This is a genomic window from Microbacterium sp. CFBP9023 (assembly GCF_034045055.1).
Lineage (GTDB): Bacteria > Actinomycetota > Actinomycetes > Actinomycetales > Microbacteriaceae > Microbacterium.
Genome location: NZ_JAXCWI010000001.1, coordinates 2027077 through 2047474, shown reverse-complemented (window position 1 = coordinate 2047474; position 20398 = coordinate 2027077). Strand labels below are relative to the sequence as shown.

Below are 20398 nucleotides of genomic sequence, written 5' to 3'. Positions count from 1 at the left end.
GGATCGGCGTCAGAGCGTGATCCAGTAGCGCCGGAGCATGGCGTGTCCACGCTCCGACTGGTCGCTGACGTCCTGCAGCACGCCACCGGCGCCCTCGATCGTTCGGTAGGAGCCGACGTTGTCGTCGTCGCACGTGACCAGCACGCGCTCGAGTCCGATCTCGCGGGCACGCTCGAGTCCGAGCCGCAGCGCGGCCGATGCGTAGCCCTGGCGACGACGGGAGGCGCGCACCGAGTAGCCGATGTGACCGCCCGCCTCACGCAGCCATTCGTTGAGCTCGTGACGGAAGGACAGGAACCCGACGACCTCGCCGTCATCCACGATCCAGTACAGATCGTTGTGCACGGCATCCTCGGGCAGCTGCGCGGAGGTGTCGGAGAGAACCGCCGACTTCTCGATCAGCGCGTCCAGCGTCGCCCGATCCGGGGTGACCGGCGCCTGCAGACCCGACCCGTCGACGTGCCCGTCACCGAACTCGGCGACCGCAGCCGCCCAGGAGTCGAACAGGTCGGTGGTGGGCCTCGTGAGCTCGATCGTCATCGCCCGATGAGATCACATCCGCGGTCACGGCCGCAAACCGGGAGAGCCGGGCCCGCTGCACGATCGCGCAGTCGACCCGGCTCGCCGACGGACCGGTCACGCTGCGGGGGCGGGCGCCTCCGCGGGGGCGGATGCCGCGGCATCCGCCTTGTCGTAGCGACCGAGGAAGAGCGACGCCACGAGAGCGATGACCATCACGCACGCCGGCAGCAGGATCGCCTGCGACATGCCGGCGGCGAATCCCTCGGCGACCTGCGGAGGAAGCGATCCTCCGCCTTCGATCCCCGCGGGTGCGTCGGCGAGACCCGGCAGGTTCGCTTCGAGACGCGACTGCATGAACGCGGCGATGGATGCCGAGCCGATGACCGATCCGATGGTGCGGGTCGTGTTGTAGATGCCCGCGCCGGCACCGGCCTGGCGGGGAGGCAGCTTGCGCGTCGCGGTGGTGGCGAGCGGTCCCCACATTCCGGCGTTGCCGACGCCCATGAGCGCCGAGGGCAGCAGGAACATCCAGATCTCGGTGTCCATGTTGATCAGGGCCGAATACCAGACGAGCGCGACGACCACGCAGAGCAGACCGGGGATGAGGATGATCCGCGGGTCGATGCGGTCGAGCAGCTTGCCGGCGAACGGGGCGAGCACGCCCGACAGCACGGCCATCGGGATCAGCAGCAGCGCGGCCTGCGTCGGGGTGAGCCCTCGCGCCGTCTGCAGGAAGAACATCATCGGCAGCGACATGCTCGTCACGGTGAAGCCGACCGCGGCGATCGCGACGTTCGCCCCCGAGAAGTTGCGGTCGCGGAACAGCGCGAGAGGCACCAGGGCCTCGCTGCGCGTGCGCGCCTGCTGCACGATGAAGAGCGCGAGCACGACGAGGCCGGTGATGATGATGCTCCACACCGAGATCGGTCCCCAGATCACGCCCCAATCGAACTTCTCGCCCTCCTGCAGTCCGAAGACGATGAGGAACAGCGCCACCGCGCTGAGGATGACGCCCAGGATGTCGAACCGGTGCGCACTGGTCTGCAGCTTCGGGACGAGCCTCCACGCGAGCACGAAGGCGACGATCCCGACGGGGATGTTCACGAAGAAGATCCACTCCCAGCCGAAGCCATCGACGAGCAGGCCCCCGACGAGCGGTCCCACGAGGGTCGCGACGCCGGCCGTCGCACCCCACAGCCCCATGGCGGCGCCGCGGCGCTCGGGCGGGAACGTGCGGGTGATCACGGCCATGGTCTGCGGCGTCATGAAGGCGGCGCCGAGCCCCTGCACGGCGCGAGCGGCGATCAGCATCTCGAGCGAGTTCGACAGCCCGCACCAGAGCGAGGCGAGCGTGAAGATCGCGAGGCCGATGAGGTAGATGTTCTTCGGGCCGAACCGATCGCCGAGACGGCCCGTGATCAGCAGCGGCACCGCGTAGGCGAGCAGGTAGGCGCTGGTGACCCACACGACGTTGTCGAGGTTGTTGGTGGTCGGGTCGAGCGCCGCCTTGATCGCGGGGTTCGCGACCGAGACGATCGTCGTGTCGACGAGGATCATGAAGAAGCCGATGACGAGCGCCCAGAGCGCGGGCCAGGGGCTCGCGGGTCGATGCCCGGCGGCGAAGGTGCCGGTCGAGGGACCGGATGACCCGGATGCCGTGGGCCGGCCTCCGGTCGAAGGGGAATCGGTCATTGCTGTGCAGCCTTTCGCTGAGCGAGGTAGCGGTCGGTGTTCTCGAAAGCCGTGGGCCCCCAGGGGAACTCCTCGGCCTCGAGACGATCGAGGAGCGAGTCGAGCCAGCGCAGCTCGGCGTCGAGCAGCACCTCCTGGCGCTCGAACTCGACGAGCACCTGCTCGGGGGCGCCCCTTCTGCGAGCGCCGACCAGCCCGTCACGGTGCAGCGCGTGGCCTTCGGCGAGCGCGGAGCGGCGCTCGCGGAGGCGGTCGATGACGTCGGGACGCTCGAGATTGTGAGCCTCGGCGAGTGCGATGCGGAACTCGGCCGGACGCTCGATGATCGACAGCTCGCGACGCAGCCAGGCGATCAGCGCGTCCCGACCGGCATCCGTGAGCGTGTAGGTGGTGCGCTCGGGGCGGTTGCCCTCTCGGTCGATGCCCACCTCGTCGATGAGACCGGCCCGCTGGAGTCGGCCGACCGTGTGATAGAGCGTCCCGTTCGTGACGGCGAGCAGCCGTTCGTCGCGGCGCACGCGCATCAGGCGCACCATCTCGTAGGGGTGCATGTCGCCTTCGCGCAGCAGCGCCAGCACCATGACGCCCATCGGGGTCAATCGCTGCATCGGCCCCTCCCCAGATGGTTCCGCTTGAAATAGTCCATGTGGACTATACGCCTGGCACGCGTCATCGACAAGACGGCGCCCGCGAGCATCAGCTGCTCAGCTTGCGCAGAGCCGATCCCTTGTGCGCCGCGGTGTCGCCGCTCTTCTCCGACTTCACGATGTAGGCGGGATCATCGTCGGAGGCGGTGAAGCTCTGCCCGGCGAACCGGAAGTCCTTCGTCCGCTTCTCCTCGACGGTGCCGTGCGTGCGCCCCTGCGACGTGTTCCAGCTCACCCGGTCCCCCGTGGAGAGATCCTTCGTCATGACTCCTCCGTTCGTCTTCCGTCGAGCCTCGCCGATGCATCGGAGGTCGCACCAGGGCTTGACACGACACCGGCGACGTCGACCCGGGATAATGGGCGGGTGAGCACACCTTCGGACAGCAACGCGCAGACCATCCCCGGCTGGCGCCACATCTACTCGGGCAAGGTCCGTGACCTGTACGCCTCGGACGACGCCGCCGACACCCGCATCCTCGTCGTCGCGTCCGATCGCGTGAGCGCGTTCGACTTCGTGCTCTCGCCCGGCATCCCCGAGAAGGGCGCGCTGCTCACGCGTCTCAGCCGCTGGTGGTTCAGCGAGCTCGACGATGTGCCCAACCACCTCGCCGAGGGTGAGATCCCCGCGAGCGTCGCCGACCGCGCCATGCTCGCGCAGTCGCTGGAGATGCTTCCGGTCGAATGCGTCGTGCGCGGCTACATCACCGGATCCGGATGGGCCGAGTACACCGAGAGCGGCACCGTCTGCGGCATCCCGCTGCCCGCCGGCCTGCAGAACGGCGACCGCCTGCCCGAACCGCTGTTCACCCCGGCCTACAAGGCGCCGATGGGCGAGCACGACGAGAACATCACCTTCGAGCAGACCGTCGAGCTCGTCGGGGCCGATCGCGCGTCCGAGCTGCGCGACGTCTCGATCTCGCTCTACACACGGGCCGCCGCGATCGCCGAGGAGAAGGGCCTGATCCTCGCCGACACCAAGTTCGAGTTCGGGACGGATGCCGACGGCGTCCTGCACCTGGCCGACGAGGTGCTCACGAGCGACTCGTCCCGGTACTGGGATGCCGAGGCCTGGCGCACCGGAACCACGCCGAGCGAGCGCATGGCGAGCTTCGACAAGCAGATCGTGCGCGACTGGCTGGCCGCGAACTGGGACAAGCAGGGTGAACCGCCCGTGCTGCCCGACGACATCGTCGAGCGCACCGCCGCCCGGTATCGCGAGCTCATCGAGCGCCTCGGGGCCTGAGGCCCGGTACCGCCCCCGTCCCTCACTCCATTTCCCACTCGCTGCGAAGGAGATCGCACCCAGCGAAGGGGCGATCTGCGGATGCGGCCCTTCATTGCGCGAGTTCTCCTTCATAGCGCGCGGCGACCCCGCCGCTCCCTCCGTCCCCCGCGCACCCAGCCAACACTCAGGAATCGATAGTGTTGCTCCAGCACTCCCACTCCCCCCGATCCTGAGGAGCCCGCATGCCCCTGTGGAAGACCCACGGAAACGGACGCACCGTCGAACCCGGTGCCGTCGTCAAGCCCGAAGAGCGCCTGAACTGGCCGGCCACGATCGCGATCGGTGCCCAGCACGTCGTCGCCATGTTCGGAGCCACGTTCCTGGTGCCGACGCTGACCGGCTTCCCGGTCTCGACGACGCTGCTGTTCAGCGGCCTCGGCACCCTGATCTTCCTGCTGATCACGAAGAACCAGCTGCCCAGCTACCTCGGCTCGTCGTTCGCGTTCATCGCGCCGATCACCGCCGCGGTCGCAGCCGGCGGCACCGGATCCGCCCTCGCGGGCGTGGTCGCGGTCGGCATCCTGCTCACGGTCGTCGGCCTGGTCGTGCAGTTCGCCGGCCTCCGCTGGGTCGACGCTCTGATGCCCCCGGTGGTCGCCGGCGCGATCGTCGCCCTGATCGGCTTCAACCTCGCCCCCACCGCGTGGAACAACTTCCAGATCGACCCCGTGACCGCGACCATCACGCTCGTCGCGATCATCCTGTTCGCGGTGCTGTTCCGCGGATTCCTCGGACGCATCTCGATCTTCCTCGGCGTCGCCGTCGGCTTCATCTACGCCGCCTTCACCGGCTCGTTCGAGGTCCCCAACGCGCTGCGCGGAGGCAAGACGCCGGCGGAGCTCATCGCCGACGCCCCCTGGGTCGGTCTGCCCGAGTTCCAGCTTCCCGACTTCGTCGCTCCCGGAACCTGGTCGACCATCGCGATGTTCCTGCCGGTCGTCCTGGTGCTCGTCGCTGAGAACGTCGGGCACGTGCGCGGCGTCGCGACGATGACCGAAGACCCCGCGATCAACAAGCACACCGGTCGCGCGCTGATCGCCGACGGTGTCGCCACGACCATCGCCGGTGGTTTCGGCGGATCGGGCACGACGACGTACGGCGAGAACATCGGCGTCATGGCCGCGACCCGCGTCTACTCGACCGCCGTCTACTGGGTCGCCGGTCTCTTCGCGATCCTGCTGGCGTTCTCCCCGAAGGTCGGCGAGGTCTTCAACTCGATCCCCGCCGGTGTGCTCGGCGGTGCGACCACCGCGCTCTACGGTCTCATCGGCATCATCGGCATCAAGATCTGGGTCGACAGCAAGGTCGACTTCTCACGACCGGTCAACCAGTACACCGCGGCCGTCTCGCTCGTGATCGGCGTCGCCGGCTTCTCGATGCAGCTCGGCGACTTCGCCTTCGGCGGCATCGTGCTCGGCACGGTCGCGGCTCTGCTGATCTACCACGTGGGCAACCTCATCGCCCGCGCCCGCAAGACCGGCGCCGACGACCCTCGTCCCCTCGAGGCCGTGGGGCCGCTGGGTGGAGACCCCGCGTAATCACGCTCGACTCGCGAACGCGAAGATCCCGGATGCCGCTGCGGCGGCATCCGGGATCTCTGTGTCAGGGCGCGGTAGCTCTCAGGCGATGACGGCGAGCACCGCGTCGGGCGCGACCGAGGCCGAGAGCTCCACGCGGTGCGACAGCGTGCCGGCACGATGGGCGGTGACCGTGGTCTCCATCTTCATGGCGTCGAGCACCGCGATCGGATCGCCCTCGGCGACGCTCGCCCCGTCGTCTGCGAGCCACCGCACGAGCGTTCCCGGTGCCGGAGCACGCAGCTCGGTCGGATCGGATGCGGCGGGCGCACCTCCGGAATCCGCCAGGCCGCCGAGCCCCGCGAGCAGCGCCATCGGGAGCCCGAGCACGACACGGCGCCCGTCGATCTCGACGGGGAAGCGCTGGAGAGCGGCATCCGGTGCGGGGGCGGGACGCAGTTGCGGCTCGAGGCGCGGCAGCAGGGTGCTCTCGATCCACTGGGTGTGCACCGCGAAGGTCTCGGTGGCGAACGCCTCGTCGTCGAGCGCGAGCATATCGAACGGGATGACCGTGGCCGGCCCCTCGACGACCAGCTCGCGCAGCGCCCGACGCGCCCGCACGAGGGCCGCGTCGCGGTCGTCGGCATGCACGACGAGCTTCGCGATCATCGAGTCGAAGGCGGGCTGAACGACGTCGCCCGCCTCGATGCCGCTGTCCCAGCGCACACCGGGTCCGCCGGGGATCCGCAGGGACTCGACACGACCGGGGCTGGGCAGGAATCCGCGACCCGGATCTTCGGCGTTGATCCGGAACTCGAAGGCGTGCCCGGTCGGCATGGGCGTCTCGGTGAACGAGATCCCCTCGCCGAAGGCGATGCGGAACTGCTCGCGCACGAGATCCGTGCCGGTGACCTCCTCGGTGACGGGGTGCTCCACCTGGAGTCGGGTGTTCACCTCGAGGAAGGAGATCGTGCCGTCGGCCGCGAGGAGGAACTCGACGGTTCCTGCGCCGCGGTACTGCACCTCGGCGCAGATCGCCCTGGCCGCGTCGTGGAACCGCGTGCGCTGATCCCTCGACAGGCCCGGCGCGGGTGCCTCTTCGATGAGCTTCTGGTTGCGTCGCTGCATCGAGCAGTCTCGATCGCCGACGACCACGACGCCGCCGAGTCCGTCACCGAGCACCTGGACCTCGATGTGGCGCGGGCTCTCGAGGAAGCGCTCGACGAAGCACTCCCCCCGCCCGAAGGCGGCGATGGCCTCGCGCGTCGCGGCCTCGAAGGCATCCGCGACCTCCGACAGCTCATGCACCACCTTCAGCCCCCGGCCGCCTCCGCCGAACGCCGCCTTGATCGCGATCGGAAGCCCGTGCTCCTCGGCGAAGGCCACGGCCTCCTCGGGGCCGGCGAGCGGCTGATCGGTGCCGGCGGCCAGGGGGGCCCCGACGCGCTGCGCGATCCGGCGCGCGGTCATCTTGTCGCCGAGCGCATCGATGCTGTCGGGCGACGGGCCGATCCAGATGAGGCCCGCACCCTCGACGGCCCGCGCGAACTCCGCGCTCTCCGAGAGGAATCCGTAGCCCGGGTGCACGGCATCCGCTCCGCTCGTGCGGGCGGCGTCCAGCAGCGCATCGATCGAGAGATACGTCGTCGCAGCGGTGTCTCCCCCCAGTCCGACAGCCTCATCGGCGAGCCGCACGTGCAGAGCATCGGCATCCTGGTCGGCGTAGACCGCGATCGACGTGTACCCGGCTTCGGCGCAGGCGCGGATGACGCGCACGGCGATCTCTCCGCGATTCGCGATCAGCACCTTGGTCATGAGGTCTCCTTGACGATGAAACGGATGCGCACGCCGGGCGGCAGCTGCGCGGCGAGGTCGAGACTGCGATCGGTGAGGGCGCCGATGATCGGATACCCGCCGGTGAGCGGGTGATCCGGGAGGAACAGCACGGGCTGACCGTCAGGCGGCACCTGGATCGCCCCGGTGACCGCCCCTTCGCTGGGCAGCTCGCCCCCGACGGAGCGCGCGAGGGGCCTGTCGCCCTCGAGCCGGATGCCGACGCGGTCCGACCGCGGGGTCACGGTCCACTCCTGGCCGGCGAGCGTCGAGAGCGCTGCGGGGGTGAACCAGTCGTCCCGAGGGCCGAGGGTGATCTCGAGGTCGACGACGTCACCGGATGCCGGCAGTGTGCGCGGGGTGACCTCCGGCTCGACCGGATGCCGTGCGGAATCGCCGATGCGCAGCACGTCTCCTGCAGCCAGCGGATCGGGCCCGAGCCCGGCGAGGGTGTCGCTCGCGCGGCTGTCGAGCGCCGTGTCGACGGCCACTCCGCCACGGACCGCGATGACGTAGCGCAGCCCGCTGGTCGGATGCCCCAGCGTGAGCTCGTCGCCCTCGACGGTGGCGAAGGGCGCGCCATGGGCGATGCGACGCGCCACACCGTCCGCGTCGATCAGGTCGAGCGTCCCGACAGCGCCCGTGACAGCGGCGACCCCGGCGCCCCGGAATCGCAGCACGGCACCGCCGACGCTCTCGAGCACCGCCGCGCCGCTCGCATTGCCCACTGCGCGGTTCGCCTCGCGCATGGCGCGGCGATCGGCGACACCGGACGCTGAGACGCCGAGCGCCGCGAATCCCGGACGACCGGCATCCTGCACCAGCAGCTGCATCGACGGACGCACGACCTCGACGGCCGGGGACGCCGGACAACCCGGGTCCGTCGCGCTCGCCGCGGCGTCTCGCTCGGTGACGCGCCGCGCGTCGGCACGATCGTCTGCGTTGTCCGACATCACGGCCTGCGCCCGCACCTGCTCGAACCGCACCGTCGTGCCGGGCGACAGCAGCGAAGGTGGGTCGCGATCGACGTCCCACATCAGGGCATCCGTGCGTCCGATGAGCTGCCATCCGCCGGGGCTCTCGCGCGGGTACACGCCGGTGAACTGGCCGGCCAGGGCCACGGATCCGGCCGGCACACGGGTGCGGGGCGACGAGCGGCGGGGCACATCAAACAGCGGATCACTGCTCACCACGTACCCGAAGCCGGGGGCGAAGCCCGAGAAGGCGACCGTCCACTCGGCGGCGAGGTGGCGGTTCACGAGCTCGGATGCCGAGACACCCAGCAGGGATGCCGCCTCGTCGAGGTCCTCTCCGTCGTACCGCACCGGAACGGTGACCTCGCCCGTGGCCGGCAGATGAGCGGTGTCGATCTCGGTCGCGGCGAGCGCGCGGGCGAGATCGGCGGCCGACACCGCCAGCGGATCGAACCGCACGAGCACCGTGCGAGCGCCGGGGATGCGCTCGACCACGCCGTGCACGCCGTCCCACGCGAGGTTCAGACGCATCGCCTCGTCGAGGTCGGCCGCCTCGACGAGAAGCGCGTGGTCGGATGCCGTGAGGATGCGCATCAGACCAGGTACTCCGCATCGGGGACATCGGTGATGAACATGTAGCCGGGCGCGTGGGTGATGGCGAACGGCGGCTTCGAGGCCATGATGGCGGCCTGCGGGGTGACGCCGCACGCCCAGAACACCGGCACCTCGCCCTCGCGCACCTCAGGGGCATCGCCGAAGTCGGGGCGGGCGAGGTCTGCGATGCCGAGCGATGCCGGGTCGCCGATGTGCACCGGGGCCCCGTGCACGGCGGGGGTGCGGCCGGAGATCTGCACGGCATCGGCCACACGGTCCGCGGGGATCGGTCGCATCGACACGACCATCTCGCCGCTCAGCCTGCCCGCGGGGGTGCAAGTCACTGCGGTGCGGTACATCGGAACGTTGCGTCCGAGTTCCTGATGGCGGATCGGGATGCCCGCCTGCACGAGCCCGGACTCGAACGTGAAGCTGCATCCGATCAGGAACGAGACGAGGTCGGGATGCTCCTCCCACGCCTCGGTCGCATCGGAGACCTCGTCGACCAGTTCGCCGTCGCGCCAGACGCGGTACCGGCCGATGTCCGTGCGGATGTCGCTGCCCGGGGCGAGCCGCGATTCCACCTCGCCCTGTTCGATGACCTCGAGCACGGGGCACGGCTTCGGGTTGCGCTGCGCGAAGAGCAGCGTCTCGAATGCCCAGTCCGCGGGCACCGAGATGAGGTTCGCCTGCGTCAGTCCGACGGCGACGCCGCTGGTCGGCGCGGCGTGCCCCGCCCGGATGGCGGCTCGCGCTGCCCGCGCGGCGGCGAGCTGGTCGGGGGTGGCGAGAACGGTCATCTCAGACTCCCGCGAACGGTGCGATCGTGATGCCGGCGTCCTGCAGCATCCGCTTGGTCTCGGCGGCCATGGCCACCGAGCCGGGGCTGTCGCCGTGCACGCAGATCGACTGCGCGCTGACGGGCACGTCGGTGCCGTCGATCGCGCGGATCACTCCTTCGCCGGCGAGGCGCACCATGCGCTCGGCGACCGCGACGGGGTCGTGCAGCACCGAGCCCGCCTCGGTTCGTGAGACGAGCTGGCCGTCGGGCTGATACGCCCGATCGGCGAAGGCCTCGGCCGCGATCTGCAGGCCCGCACGCTCGGCGACGTCGAGCACGACGCCTCCGGCCAGACCCAGCAGCACGAGGTTCGGGTCGATCGCGCGGATCGCCGCCACCACGTCCTTCGACTGCCGCTCGTCGCGGGCGATCGTGTTGTAGAGCGCTCCGTGCGGCTTGACGTAGGCGACCGTGCCACCGACGGCTGCGGCAAGACCGATCAGGGCACCGAGCTGGTACTCGACGTGCGCCTGCAGGGTGGCCGAGTCGATCTCGACCTTCGTGCGGCCGAAGTTCTCGTAGTCGCGGTAGCCGGGGTGCGCGCCGATCACGACGCCTCCGGCCACGGCGCTCTCGAGAGTCGATCGGATGCCCTCGGGGCTGCCCGCGTGGAACCCGCACGCCACGTTCGCGCTCGTCACGAGGCGCAGCATGCTCTCGTCGTCGCTGACCACCCGGTCGGGGACGTTCTCGCCGAGGTCGGAGTTCAGGTCGATCGATGTCATGGGGTCACGCTCCGATTCCGAGGAAGGCGAAGATGGGGCCGACCGAGACGATGCCCATGTACCAGGTCAGCAGCGTCACGAGCGTGCCGGCGATGAGCAGCCACAGCGGGTACTTCTTCGAGCCGAGCAGGTCACGGCGGAACCAGCCGATGTACATGAACACCGTGAGGCCGATGGGGAGGATGAGCCCGTTGAAGCCGCCGACGAAGACGAGGATCGCGGCCGGCGCCGTGCCGATCGAGAGGTAGACGATCAGCGACACGACGATGAAGGCGACGGTGGCCAGCTGCAGCGGCCACCCGCCCCGGAGCTTCTTCGTGAAGGTCGAGAGGAAGGTCGCTGACGTGTATGCCGCGCCGATCACCGAGCTGATCGCGGCGGCCCAGAAGATCGCGCCGAAGATGCGGAGTCCCGCGTCGCCGAGCACGGCGCCGAAGGCCTGTCCCGCGGGGTTCGCGGCCTGGCTCGACAGGTCGAGCGAGACGCCCGAGGCGACCACGCCGAGGATCGCGAGGAACAGCACGTAGCGCATGATGCCGGTGACGAGGATGCCGTTCGCCGCGGCGCGCATCACAGGACCCGCCTGCTCGGGACCCGTGTGACCCGAGTCGAGGTAGCGGTGGGCACCCGAGTAGGTGATGTATCCGCCGACCGTTCCGCCGACGATCGTGGTGATCGTGGCGAAGTTGAGCTCGTCCGGCGCGAACGTCTGGCGCAGCGCCTCGCCGATGGGCGGCTGGGCGATCACCGCGACGATCACGGTCATCACGATCATGCCGATGCCGAGCACGACGAGCACGATGTCCATCACCGGACCGGCCTTCTTGATGAGGAAGATGATGATCGCGAGGGCGGCGGTCAGCGCTCCGCCGAGCTTGGGATCGATGCCGAGCAGCGCGTTCATGCCCAGGCCGCCACCCGCGATGTTGCCGATGTTGAAGGCGAGGCCGCCGATGACGACGAGCACGGCGATCACGTGCCCGGAGAACGGGATGGCCCTGTTGGCGAGTTCCCCGGCGCGCATGCCGGAGGAGGTGATCATGCGCCACACGTTCAGCTGCACGGCGATGTCGACGAGGATCGAGACGAGGATCGCGAACGCGAAGGCCGCCCCCATCGTCGCGGTGAAGGTGGCCGTCTGGGTGATGAACCCGGGACCGATGGCGCTGGTGGCCATCAGGAAGATGGCGCCGATCACGGCGCTGCGGCCGGCGCGTCTCTTGGCGGCGGAGAGCCGGACTTCGTCTTCGGCGGGCAGCGGGGCTGCGGTGTTCTCTGACATTGCGGGGGGATTCCCATCGTCGTTGGTGGGTGTCGAGTGACACCCAGTGTAGAACGGATCGAGCAATATTGTTCAACAACTTTGTTTCCGCTGTGCTACGGCCGAGTTGCATTCGCGTGATGGCGGAGATGCTTCCTCGAACGATCCGCTCAGGCCGCCGCCTACGATGAAGGCATGAACCAGCAGGGCATGCTCGCCGATGCGCTCCGACAGCAGATCATCGACGGCGCGTTCGCACCCGGTTCCCGACTGTCGGAATCGGCCATCGCGGAGCACTTCGGCGTGGCACGCAACACGCTGCGCGAGGCGTTCCGCGCCCTCTCCGAGCAGGGTCTGCTCGAGCACGTGCCGCACCGGGGCGTCTCCGTCGCCTCGCCGTCGATCGCCGACGTGATCGACATCTATCGCGCACGTCGCATCATCGAGTGCACCGCGCTCCTGCACTCCGAGCCGGAGCATCCGGCGGTCCAGCAGATGCAGGAGGCCGTGCTCGCCGCCGAGGCCGCGGCGCACGACGCACTCCTCGACGACGCCGAGACGTGGCGCGCGGTGGGCAGCGCCAACATGGCGTTCCATGTCGCCCTGGTGTCGCTCGCGGACAGCCCCCGTCTGGCCCGCACCTACCGTGACCTCGCGGCAGAGCTGAGACTCGCGTTCCTGAAGATCGACGATCCTCGCTCGCTGCACGAGCCGTTCGTGCGCAAGAACCGCGCGGTGCTCGACACCTTCCTCGCCCGCGGTGCGGCGGCCGGTGCGGCCGAGCTCGAGCGCTACCTCGTGCAGTCCGAGCGCGTGGTGCTCGGGGCCTTCGCCCGGATGCAGCTGGGCTGACGCCGTCCGCGATGGAGGGTCGGCCGCAGCTCGGTCACTCCTCGTCCCGCAGAGCCCCCGCCGCCCTGGTCCTCGCGTCCGGATCCCGGGGCGCGAGATGCAGCGGAAGCGGCGCCTCGGGCTGGGGCAGGCCGTAGAGACGCCGCACCCAGCGTCGGGCGTCTTCGAGCGGGTAGGTGTCGCCGTAGACGGCGTACTTCATGAAGACGCCCTCGAGGGTGGTGCGCAGCATGATCTCCTCGAGCGGAGGATCGGCGGCACCCCTCTCGCGGAAGATCTCGCGGACGGCGTTCTCCGATGCGGTCGCCTGCTCGGCGAACCGGGTCTCGGCCTCGGCGAACATGCGGTGGGTGCTGGGCTGCTGCTGCATCGCGAACACCGCTCGCTGCACCGGGAGGGCGAAACCGGTGGCGGCGAGAGCACCGTCGATGATCCCGGCGAGCCGGACGTCGGCGGGCCCTTCGACCTGCGGGATCGCGAAGAGCGCCTCGTACCAGCGGTCGATCACGGCGGCCACGAGCTGGTCCTTGCCGCCGAAGTGGTAGCTCACGAGTCCCTGCGCGACCCCGGCGCGGCGGGTGATCTCGGCGATGCTCGCGCCGGAGACCCCACGTTCGGCGAACAGGATGATGGCCGATTCGAGAATGGCTTCGCGGGCGCGCTCCCGCGCGGCCCGGTTGTGTTCGTCTGAACGTGCCATCGGTGTCCCGCTCCCCAGCATCGGACGACTTCGGATTTCCCCCCGGAGGCTATATATTAGCGACTGAATAGCTGTTCAAGCTATGAGCGGCCCCAGGCCCCACCCTCAGGAGTGTGATGAGCCCGACATCATGGTTCACGCGTCCCCAGAGGCTCGCGCCATCCGAGCGGTTCTCCACCACCGACACCGAGGCGAACGAGATCGCGCTGGGCCTGCTGCAGATCAGCTCCCTCCCGTCCGGGCCCTGGAACGACCCGACGGCCCCCTCTCTGGGACCTGACGACAGGGCGCTCGTCGCCGAGACGTGGGGCATCCGCTCCCGTGACGACTGGCTCGGCATGATCGACCACCTCAGCACCGTGCGACGTCGACGCCAGGCCTGGATGCTCCGTCTGGCTGTCCGCAACGACCTGGACACCGCCCTCGGGCGTGTGCCGACCACGCGGGAGTGGCTCGCGGGGATCGTCGCCGAAGGCGGAGATGCGCGCGACGCGTTGCCGTTCGTGGCCGGCATCGAGCGCATCGAGCGCGAGGTGCGCAGACGAGTCGGGAAAGATGTCGTGACGCCCGATGTGTATGTGCGCACTCTCGACGCGTATGCGCTCGGTCAGGCCGTGGCGATGACGACGTGGGGTGTCGCGCTCGGATACGCCGACGTCGCAGAGGCCCGCCGCATCATCCACCGGATCAACGTCGACACCCGCCCGTCGTTCGTGTCATGGGTCGATTTCGGCCTGAGCTACATCGCCGGACGGGTCATGCACTGGAGCGACGGGAACCTCGACGCGGAGTCGTTCGAGAAGTACGGCGAGGTGTGGACGGATTTCGCGACGGCAGTGATGCCCAAGCGCAACGGCCCGTGGGCGACGATGCCGTGGCCCGCGACGATCGATCAGCGGTCACGGGACCGGATCGGCTGATCGCCCGAAGACCCACGGATGCGGACCGACCTGGAGGGGCGTATGGTCCGCATCCGTGTTCTTCGGTCGCACCCGTTCGATCCCGGCCCGCGCGAGGTCACGACGAGGCGCGCACCACCAGTTCGGTCGGCAGGATCGTCGTGTGCGCCGGGTCGCGCCCGGCCAGGCGCGAGAGCAGCACTCCGGCCATGGCCTCCCCCTGCGCGTACATGGGCTGCCGCATGGTGGTCAGCGGCGGGTCGGTGCTCAGCGCGACCGACGAGTCGTCGAACCCGACGAGCGCCACGTCCTCGGGAACACGGATGCCGGCCGAGCGCAGCGCCGTGAGCGCGCCACGGGCCATGAGGTCGCTGGCGACGAAGATCGCATCCGGACGCCCCGCCGCGAGGATGCGGCGCGCGGCATCCGCTCCGCTGGCTTCGCTGTAGTCACCGGCCTCCTCGGCGAACGGCGAGAGCCCTGCATCGGCCAGTGCCCCGCGGAAGCCCTGCACACGGTCGACGGAGGAGACCATCGTGATGGGCCCGGAGATCGTGGCGATCCGCGTGCGACCGGTCTCGATCAGGTGCTGGGTGGCGGTGCGGGCGCCGGCGACGTTGTCGACGTCGACCACGTAGTCGCCCTCGCGGATGCGCACCGGCCTGCCGCCCCAGACCACGGGCACGGCATCGGCGACCCGGTCGATGAACGCGTCGCTCGTGTGGTGCGAGACGATGAGCGCGCCGTCCACACCGCCGTTGCGCACGAAGCTCGTCATCTTGTCGCCGGGGTCGTCGCTCGCGATCAGCAGGTTGAGCAGGTAGTCCGAGCCGCGGAGCGCCCCTGTGATGCCCGCGACGATCGCCGCGAAGAAGGGATCTCCGAAGAACCGCGTGGTGTCCTCGGGCACGATCAGGGCGATCGCGTGGGTCTGTCGGGACGCGAGTGAGCGAGCCGCGCGGTTGGGCACGTAGCTGAGCTCCTCGATGGCCCGCTTCACCGACTCGAGGGCTTCAGGACTCACCGCCGTCGACCCGTTGACGACGCGTGACACCGTCGACCGTGAGACTCCGGCGGCCGATGCCACCTCTTCGATGGTCGCTCGTGACGACACGACTCTCCCTCCGTCCGGCGGCGAGGCCGGATGCTCCCTGGTGACGCCGCCCGGCGTCAGAGAGCGCGAGCGGCGATGATGCGAGCGTACTCCCGACCGGAGTCCTTCAGACTCCGCTCCTGGGTGTCGTAGTCGACGCGCACGATGCCGAACCGCTTGTCGTAGCCCCAGGCCCACTCGAAGTTGTCGAACATCGACCAGTAGAAGTAGCCGCGCACGTCGACGCCGGCATCCGCCGCATCGAGCACGGCGGCCAGGTGCAGGCGCAGGAACTCGGTGCGGTCCTCGTCGTGCACGCGGGTCTCACCGTCTTCGACGACCGCGACGTCGTCATAGGCGGCACCGTTCTCGGTCATGTACAGCACGGTTCCGGCGGGCTCGGCGTACTCGGTCCACACGCGCTGCAGCAGGCGGGTGAGCCCCTCGGGCTGCACCTCCCAGTTCTGCGCCGTGCGCGGCAGTCCGCGTTCGACGGGGTGGATGCCCTCGCTCGACGGATACGGGCTCCGACCGACCCGGTCGGTCGCGGGGCCGCCGCTGAGCGGGGTCCGCTCAGGGGCGGGAGCCGTACCCGAGACGAAGTCGCCGTGGTAGTAGTTGACGCCCTGCGTGTCGATGCGCTGAGAGATGACGTCGAGGTCGCCGTCGTGCACGGCATCCGTGAAGCGGGCGACGGCATCGGCATCCACCGACCGGATGTCCCGGATGATGTCGTCCGGGTAGACGCCCCGGTAGATCGGGTCGAGGAACCACCGGTTGAACTGGCCGTCGACGCGACGCGCGGCGTCGATGTCTGCGGGGTTGGTCGGATCGGCGGGGTCTGCGACCGTGTGGTTCAGCGTGATGCCGAGATTCAGGCTCGCATCCCGGCCACGCAGCTCACGGACCGTCTCGCCGTGGGCGAGCAGCAGGTGGTGCGCCGAGAGCAGACCCTCGGCGACGCTCGTGTGACCCGGAGCGTGCTCGCCGCCGGTATAAGAGAGGAACGACGAGCACCACGGCTCGTTCAGGGTCGTCCACACGTTCACCCGATCGCCCAGGGCGTCGTGCATCGTGCCGGCGTACTCGAGGAAGCGGGCGACGGTGTCACGGTTGGTCCACCCGCCGGTCTCCTGCAGCGCCTGCGGCATGTCCCAGTGATAGAGCGTCAGCCAGGGAAGGATGTCGTTCGCGAGCAGCTCGTCGACCAGGCGCTCGTAGAAGTCGACGCCCTTCGCGTTGACCGCGCCGCCGTCGGGCCGGACGCGCGACCACGAGGTCGAGAAGCGGTAGGTCTGCAGCCCGAGCTCCTTCATGAGAGCGACGTCCTGCGGATAGCGGTGGTAGTGGTCGCACGCCACATCGCCGTTGTCGCCGCCGATCACGGCGCCGGGCTCCCTGCTGAAGGCATCCCAGATCGACGCGGTGCGCCCGTCTTCGAAAGCCGCCCCTTCGATCTGGTACGCCGCTGTCGCGGCGCCGAACAGGAAGTTCTCGGGAAAGGCACGGGTCATAGGGGTCATCCTTTCACCGCGCCCGCCATGATGCCACTGACCAGCTGCCGACCCGCCACGACGAACAGGACGAGCAGCGGAAGGGTCGCGAGCACCGCACCGGCGAGCACGATGGAGTAGTCGATGTAATAGCCGGACTGCAGTTGGCTGAGGGCCGTCTGCAGTGTCGGGTTCTGCGGGGAGAGCACGATCAGCGGCCAGAGGTAGTCGGTCCACGCCGTCATGAAGGTGAAGAGGCCGAGGATCGCCATGGCAGGACGAGCGGCCGGGATGCCGACGGTGAGGAACGTGCGGAACTGGTTCGCGCCGTCCATCCGCGCCGCCTCGATCAGCTCGTCCGGGATCACGTCGACCAGGTACTGCCGCATGAAGAAGACGCCGAAGGCGGTGACCAGGGTCGGCACGATGACCGCGCCGATCGATCCGGTCCAGCCGAGCTCCCGCATCAGCATGAACAGCGGGATGATGCCGAGCTGCGTCGGGATCGCCATGGTCGCGATCACGAAGATCATCAGTCCGTCGCGGCCCTTGAAGCGCAGCTTGGCGAAGGCATAGCCGGCCAGCGTCGAGAACGTGACGACCGAGACCGTGATGATCGCCGAGATGAGGAACGAGTTGCCCAGAGCGAGCCAGAACGGGATCGCGTCGAACACCTTGGCGGCGTTGGTGAAGAAGTTGCCGCCGGGGATCAGCGGCAGGGTTTCGCCACGCGTGGCGTTCGTGCCGCTCGCCACGACGACCGACCACCACAGCGGGTAGACGCTGCCGATGATGAACGCGGCGAGCAGGCCGTAGGTGAGGAAGCCGGGGCGGCTGCCGATCCCGGCGTTGCCGCCCACGGCGCCTCGACGGCGGCGGATCTTCTCGGGGACGCTCAGCGCCTGGGTGGCGGTCATCGCGCATTCTCCTCGGTCGTGGTGGCGATCGTCGTGCCGGCGGCGGCCGTCGCGGCTGCCGCGGCAGCGGCGGTGCGGGCTCGTCGGCGCGCGGCGCGGCTCTTCGGAGCATCCCCGGTCGAGATGCGTCGGGAGATCAGGAAGTTGATGACGCCGATGCCGACGATGAGCAGGAACAGCAGGATGGCGACGGCGGACGCTTCGCCGAGGTCCCGGCGGAAGAAGGCGAGCTCCCACAGGAACAGCACGGTCGTCTGGAACTGCCGGTCGCTGCCGCCGATGCCGCCCGCGGTCGAGACGTCGAACAGCCGCGGCTCGGCGAAGATCTGCAGACCGCCGATCGTCGCCGTGATGATCACGAAGATCAGCGTCGGGCGGATCGTGGGGATCGTGATCGAGAAGAACCGGCGGGCAGCGCCGGCTCCGTCGAGGGCTGCCGACTCGTAGAGATCGCGCGGCACCGCCTGCATGGCGGCGAGGAGGATGAGGGCGTTGTAGCCGGTCCAGCGGAAGTTCACCATCACGGCGATCGCGAGGTGCGACAGGGCCGTGTTGTGCTTCCACTCCTGGTCGGCGATGCCGATCAGATTGAGCAGGTTGTTGGCGAGGCCGTCGGCCTCGTTGAAGATGCTCGAGAAGATGATGGCGACGGCGACGGGGGTGACGACGAACGGGATGAGAACGCTCATGCGCCAGAACGTCGGGGCACGCAGGCCGCGGTCGAGGAGGTAGGCGATCACCAGGGCGACCGCGAGCTGCGGGATCGCCGACAGCAGGAAGATGCTCAGGGTGTTGAAGATCGAGTTCCAGAACATCGGGTCGCCGAGGATCTCGACGAAGTTCCCGGCGCCGATGAACTCGCCCTGCCCCTTGAGCAGGTCCCACTCGTGCACGGCCACCCACACCGTGTAGAGCAGCGGGAAGAGTCCGACCAGCCCGAAGAGCAGGAAGAACGGCGAGATGTAGAAGTACGGGGAGGCGTTCTGGTCGAACCGCGAGATGCGGTGCCGCCAGGGACGCCGAGCCGCGGCATCCGTCTTCGGGCTCTTCGCGTCGTTCGACGACGCGGATGCCGTCTCCGAGCGCTCATGCGTGAGGGTCATGACTCTTCCTTGGTCCTGTTCCGGGCTTCCGTGGTGCTCCGGTCGCAGTCCGTGCCGCCCCGGTGAAGGCGGCGCGGCACGAACTGCGACCGGAACGGATGCGGTGGCTGGGTCAGTCGACCAGCTCGTTCAGGAGCTCGACCGCGGCATCCCAGGCGCCCTGGGTGTCGGTCTCGCCACGGTCGAGGCCGCTGAGGGCCGGACCGAAGACGTTCTCCTGGATCACCGAGTCATCGGCGCCCTTGAACTGGGCGACGACGCCCTTGGCGCGCTCGGCGAGGATGGCACCGGTGGGTGCGTCGTTGAAGAACGCGTTCGGAGTCGCCTCGGACGAGAGGGTCTCCTGCGCCTTGATCGTCGACGGGAAGTTGCCCGCGGCGGCGGACTGCTTGACCTGCTGCTCGGGCTGCGTCAGCCAGTCGGCGAGGTCGGCCGCGGCCTCCTTGTGCTGCGAGCTCTCGGGGATCGACAGGAATGCGCCGCCCCAGTTGGCTGCGCCGCCGGGGAAGACGTCGGCGAAGTCCCAGCCGGTGGAGGCGTCGCCGCCGCCGGCCTCGACCTGGCCCTGCACGACGCCGAGCATCCAGCCCGGGCAGACGAACGTGGCGAAGGTGCCGTCGACGAACGACTTGCCGCCGTTCCAGTCCCACGCGGTCTGTGCAGCGGACTGACCGCCTTCGGTCGCGGCCCCGAGCAGCTCGAAGCGCTCCTTCAGCTCGGCGTTGTCCTCGACGTTCAGCTCGCCGTCAGAGGTGTAGTACCCCTCGTCGAGCTGGTTGACCATGGCGTTCCAGACGAAGCCCGAGTGGTCGTACCAGGCCTTGCCGGTCTTGGCCGTGTACTCGGCGCCGACCGCGAAGTAGTTCTCCCAGTCGCCGTTCAGCAGCTCGGCGACGGACTCGCGGTCGCTGGGCAGGCCGGCCGCCTCGAAGGCGGCGCCGTTGTAGCAGATGCCGCTCGGGCCGATGTCGGTGCCGTAGCCGATCACGCGGCCCTCGGCGTCGGTCGCCTGTCCGTACTTCCAGTCGACCCAGTCGGACTTGCGGTCTTCGATGCCGTAGTCGCGCAGGTCGACGAAGGTGTCGGAGACGTCCATGATCGCGCCGAGCCACCCCTCCTCGATCGCGACGACGTCGCTGAGACCCGAGCCGGCTGCGATCTTCGTGAACGCGTCGGTGCGGGCGTTGCCGCCGGTGTCGATGTTGGTCGCCTCGATCGTGACGTTCGGGTTCGCCTTCTCGTACTCGTCGTAGAGGTCGTCGTATCCGAAGGTACCGAAGGTGGTGACGGTCAGTGTGACCTTCTCGTCACCGGAAGCGCTGTCGCCGGCATCGGCGGAGGCGCAGCCGGCGAGGGCCAGGGCGGAGACGGATGCGACGGCTGCTGTCGTCAGGATCCGCTTGCGGGCACGTGTGTTCACAGTTCACTCCTTTGTGGTGGGTCGTGCAGT

General features: G+C 69.3%; 19 protein-coding genes. 4 read left to right on the top strand and 15 right to left on the bottom strand.

Annotated elements, in window-relative coordinates:
* Window positions 1–9: 9 nt before the first annotated feature.
* The 4 genes from SOM10_RS10005 to SOM10_RS09990 form a co-directional block, all read right to left on the bottom strand.
* Complete coding sequence (locus SOM10_RS10005; protein WP_072590632.1) at window positions 10–540, bottom strand: GNAT family N-acetyltransferase; 531 nt, start codon at window positions 538–540, stop codon at window positions 10–12.
* A gap of 96 nt (window positions 541–636) precedes the next feature.
* Window positions 637–2214: a DHA2 family efflux MFS transporter permease subunit gene (locus SOM10_RS10000; protein ID WP_056276494.1), complete on the bottom strand. Its 1578-nt coding sequence runs from the start codon at window positions 2212–2214 to the stop codon at window positions 637–639.
* Entirely contained in the window at window positions 2211–2822 is a 612-nt protein-coding gene (locus SOM10_RS09995) for a PadR family transcriptional regulator (protein ID WP_053098603.1), read from the bottom strand. Before SOM10_RS09995 ends, SOM10_RS10000 begins: the two co-directional genes overlap by 4 nt.
* A gap of 88 nt (window positions 2823–2910) precedes the next feature.
* Window positions 2911–3126, bottom strand: a complete 216-nt coding sequence (locus SOM10_RS09990; RefSeq protein WP_072590630.1) for a DUF2945 domain-containing protein — start codon at window positions 3124–3126, stop codon at window positions 2911–2913.
* Between the two features lie 99 nt (window positions 3127–3225).
* Here SOM10_RS09990 and SOM10_RS09985 point away from each other — a divergent pair, with 99 nt between their 5' ends.
* On the top strand, window positions 3226–4104 hold the full coding sequence (locus SOM10_RS09985) for a phosphoribosylaminoimidazolesuccinocarboxamide synthase (protein WP_320489665.1): 879 nt from the start codon (window positions 3226–3228) through the stop codon (window positions 4102–4104).
* Between the two features lie 224 nt (window positions 4105–4328).
* Window positions 4329–5684 (top strand): uracil-xanthine permease family protein, encoded by a 1356-nt coding sequence (locus tag SOM10_RS09980; protein WP_295103407.1) that lies wholly within the window; start codon window positions 4329–4331, stop codon window positions 5682–5684.
* Between the two features lie 81 nt (window positions 5685–5765).
* Here the strand turns inward: SOM10_RS09980 and SOM10_RS09975 are convergent, their stop codons facing one another.
* Genes SOM10_RS09975 through SOM10_RS09955 form a run of 5 tightly spaced genes read right to left on the bottom strand, consistent with a single transcriptional unit; the run spans window position 5766 to window position 11912 of the window.
* Window positions 5766–7478, bottom strand: a complete 1713-nt coding sequence (locus SOM10_RS09975) for an acetyl/propionyl/methylcrotonyl-CoA carboxylase subunit alpha (protein WP_320489663.1) — start codon at window positions 7476–7478, stop codon at window positions 5766–5768.
* A complete protein-coding gene (locus SOM10_RS09970; protein WP_320489662.1) occupies window positions 7475–9064 on the bottom strand; it encodes an urea amidolyase family protein in 1590 nt (529 codons plus the stop codon). Before SOM10_RS09970 ends, SOM10_RS09975 begins: the two co-directional genes overlap by 4 nt.
* Window positions 9064–9864: a putative hydro-lyase gene (locus tag SOM10_RS09965; RefSeq protein WP_320489661.1), complete on the bottom strand. Its 801-nt coding sequence runs from the start codon at window positions 9862–9864 to the stop codon at window positions 9064–9066. The genes SOM10_RS09970 and SOM10_RS09965 overlap by 1 nt, the downstream gene beginning before the upstream one ends.
* A gap of 1 nt (window position 9865) precedes the next feature.
* Entirely contained in the window at window positions 9866–10630 is a 765-nt protein-coding gene (locus SOM10_RS09960; protein ID WP_053098596.1) for a LamB/YcsF family protein, read from the bottom strand.
* A gap of 4 nt (window positions 10631–10634) precedes the next feature.
* A complete protein-coding gene (locus SOM10_RS09955; protein WP_320489659.1) occupies window positions 10635–11912 on the bottom strand; it encodes an NRAMP family divalent metal transporter in 1278 nt (425 codons plus the stop codon).
* 174 nt (window positions 11913–12086) lie between these two features.
* Between SOM10_RS09955 and SOM10_RS09950 the strand changes: the two genes are divergently transcribed.
* Window positions 12087–12743 (top strand): GntR family transcriptional regulator, encoded by a 657-nt coding sequence (locus SOM10_RS09950; RefSeq protein ID WP_053098594.1) that lies wholly within the window; start codon window positions 12087–12089, stop codon window positions 12741–12743.
* A gap of 34 nt (window positions 12744–12777) precedes the next feature.
* Here the strand turns inward: SOM10_RS09950 and SOM10_RS09945 are convergent, their stop codons facing one another.
* A complete protein-coding gene (locus SOM10_RS09945) occupies window positions 12778–13443 on the bottom strand; it encodes a TetR/AcrR family transcriptional regulator (RefSeq protein WP_320489656.1) in 666 nt (221 codons plus the stop codon).
* A 116-nt stretch (window positions 13444–13559) separates the two neighbouring features.
* Here SOM10_RS09945 and SOM10_RS09940 point away from each other — a divergent pair, with 116 nt between their 5' ends.
* The gene (locus tag SOM10_RS09940) at window positions 13560–14363 is read left to right on the top strand and encodes a DUF1266 domain-containing protein (RefSeq protein ID WP_320489655.1); all 804 of its coding nucleotides are present in this window, start codon (window positions 13560–13562) and stop codon (window positions 14361–14363) included.
* Window positions 14364–14460: 97 nt separating this feature from the next.
* Here SOM10_RS09940 and SOM10_RS09935 read toward each other — a convergent pair whose 3' ends face one another.
* The 5 genes from SOM10_RS09935 to SOM10_RS09915 all read right to left on the bottom strand — a co-directional run bounded on the left by SOM10_RS09935 (window position 14461) and on the right by SOM10_RS09915 (window position 20368).
* Entirely contained in the window at window positions 14461–15456 is a 996-nt protein-coding gene (locus SOM10_RS09935) for a LacI family DNA-binding transcriptional regulator (protein ID WP_056276469.1), read from the bottom strand.
* Between the two features lie 56 nt (window positions 15457–15512).
* On the bottom strand, window positions 15513–16949 hold the full coding sequence (locus SOM10_RS09930) for a GH1 family beta-glucosidase (RefSeq protein WP_320489654.1): 1437 nt from the start codon (window positions 16947–16949) through the stop codon (window positions 15513–15515).
* Between the two features lie 5 nt (window positions 16950–16954).
* On the bottom strand, window positions 16955–17845 hold the full coding sequence (locus SOM10_RS09925) for a carbohydrate ABC transporter permease (protein WP_053098590.1): 891 nt from the start codon (window positions 17843–17845) through the stop codon (window positions 16955–16957).
* Window positions 17842–18948: a carbohydrate ABC transporter permease gene (locus SOM10_RS09920; protein ID WP_053098589.1), complete on the bottom strand. Its 1107-nt coding sequence runs from the start codon at window positions 18946–18948 to the stop codon at window positions 17842–17844. The genes SOM10_RS09925 and SOM10_RS09920 overlap by 4 nt, the downstream gene beginning before the upstream one ends.
* A gap of 112 nt (window positions 18949–19060) precedes the next feature.
* Window positions 19061–20368, bottom strand: coding sequence for an ABC transporter substrate-binding protein (locus tag SOM10_RS09915; RefSeq protein WP_072590620.1), 1308 nt, complete (start codon window positions 20366–20368; stop codon window positions 19061–19063).
* Window positions 20369–20398 lie beyond the last annotated feature (30 nt).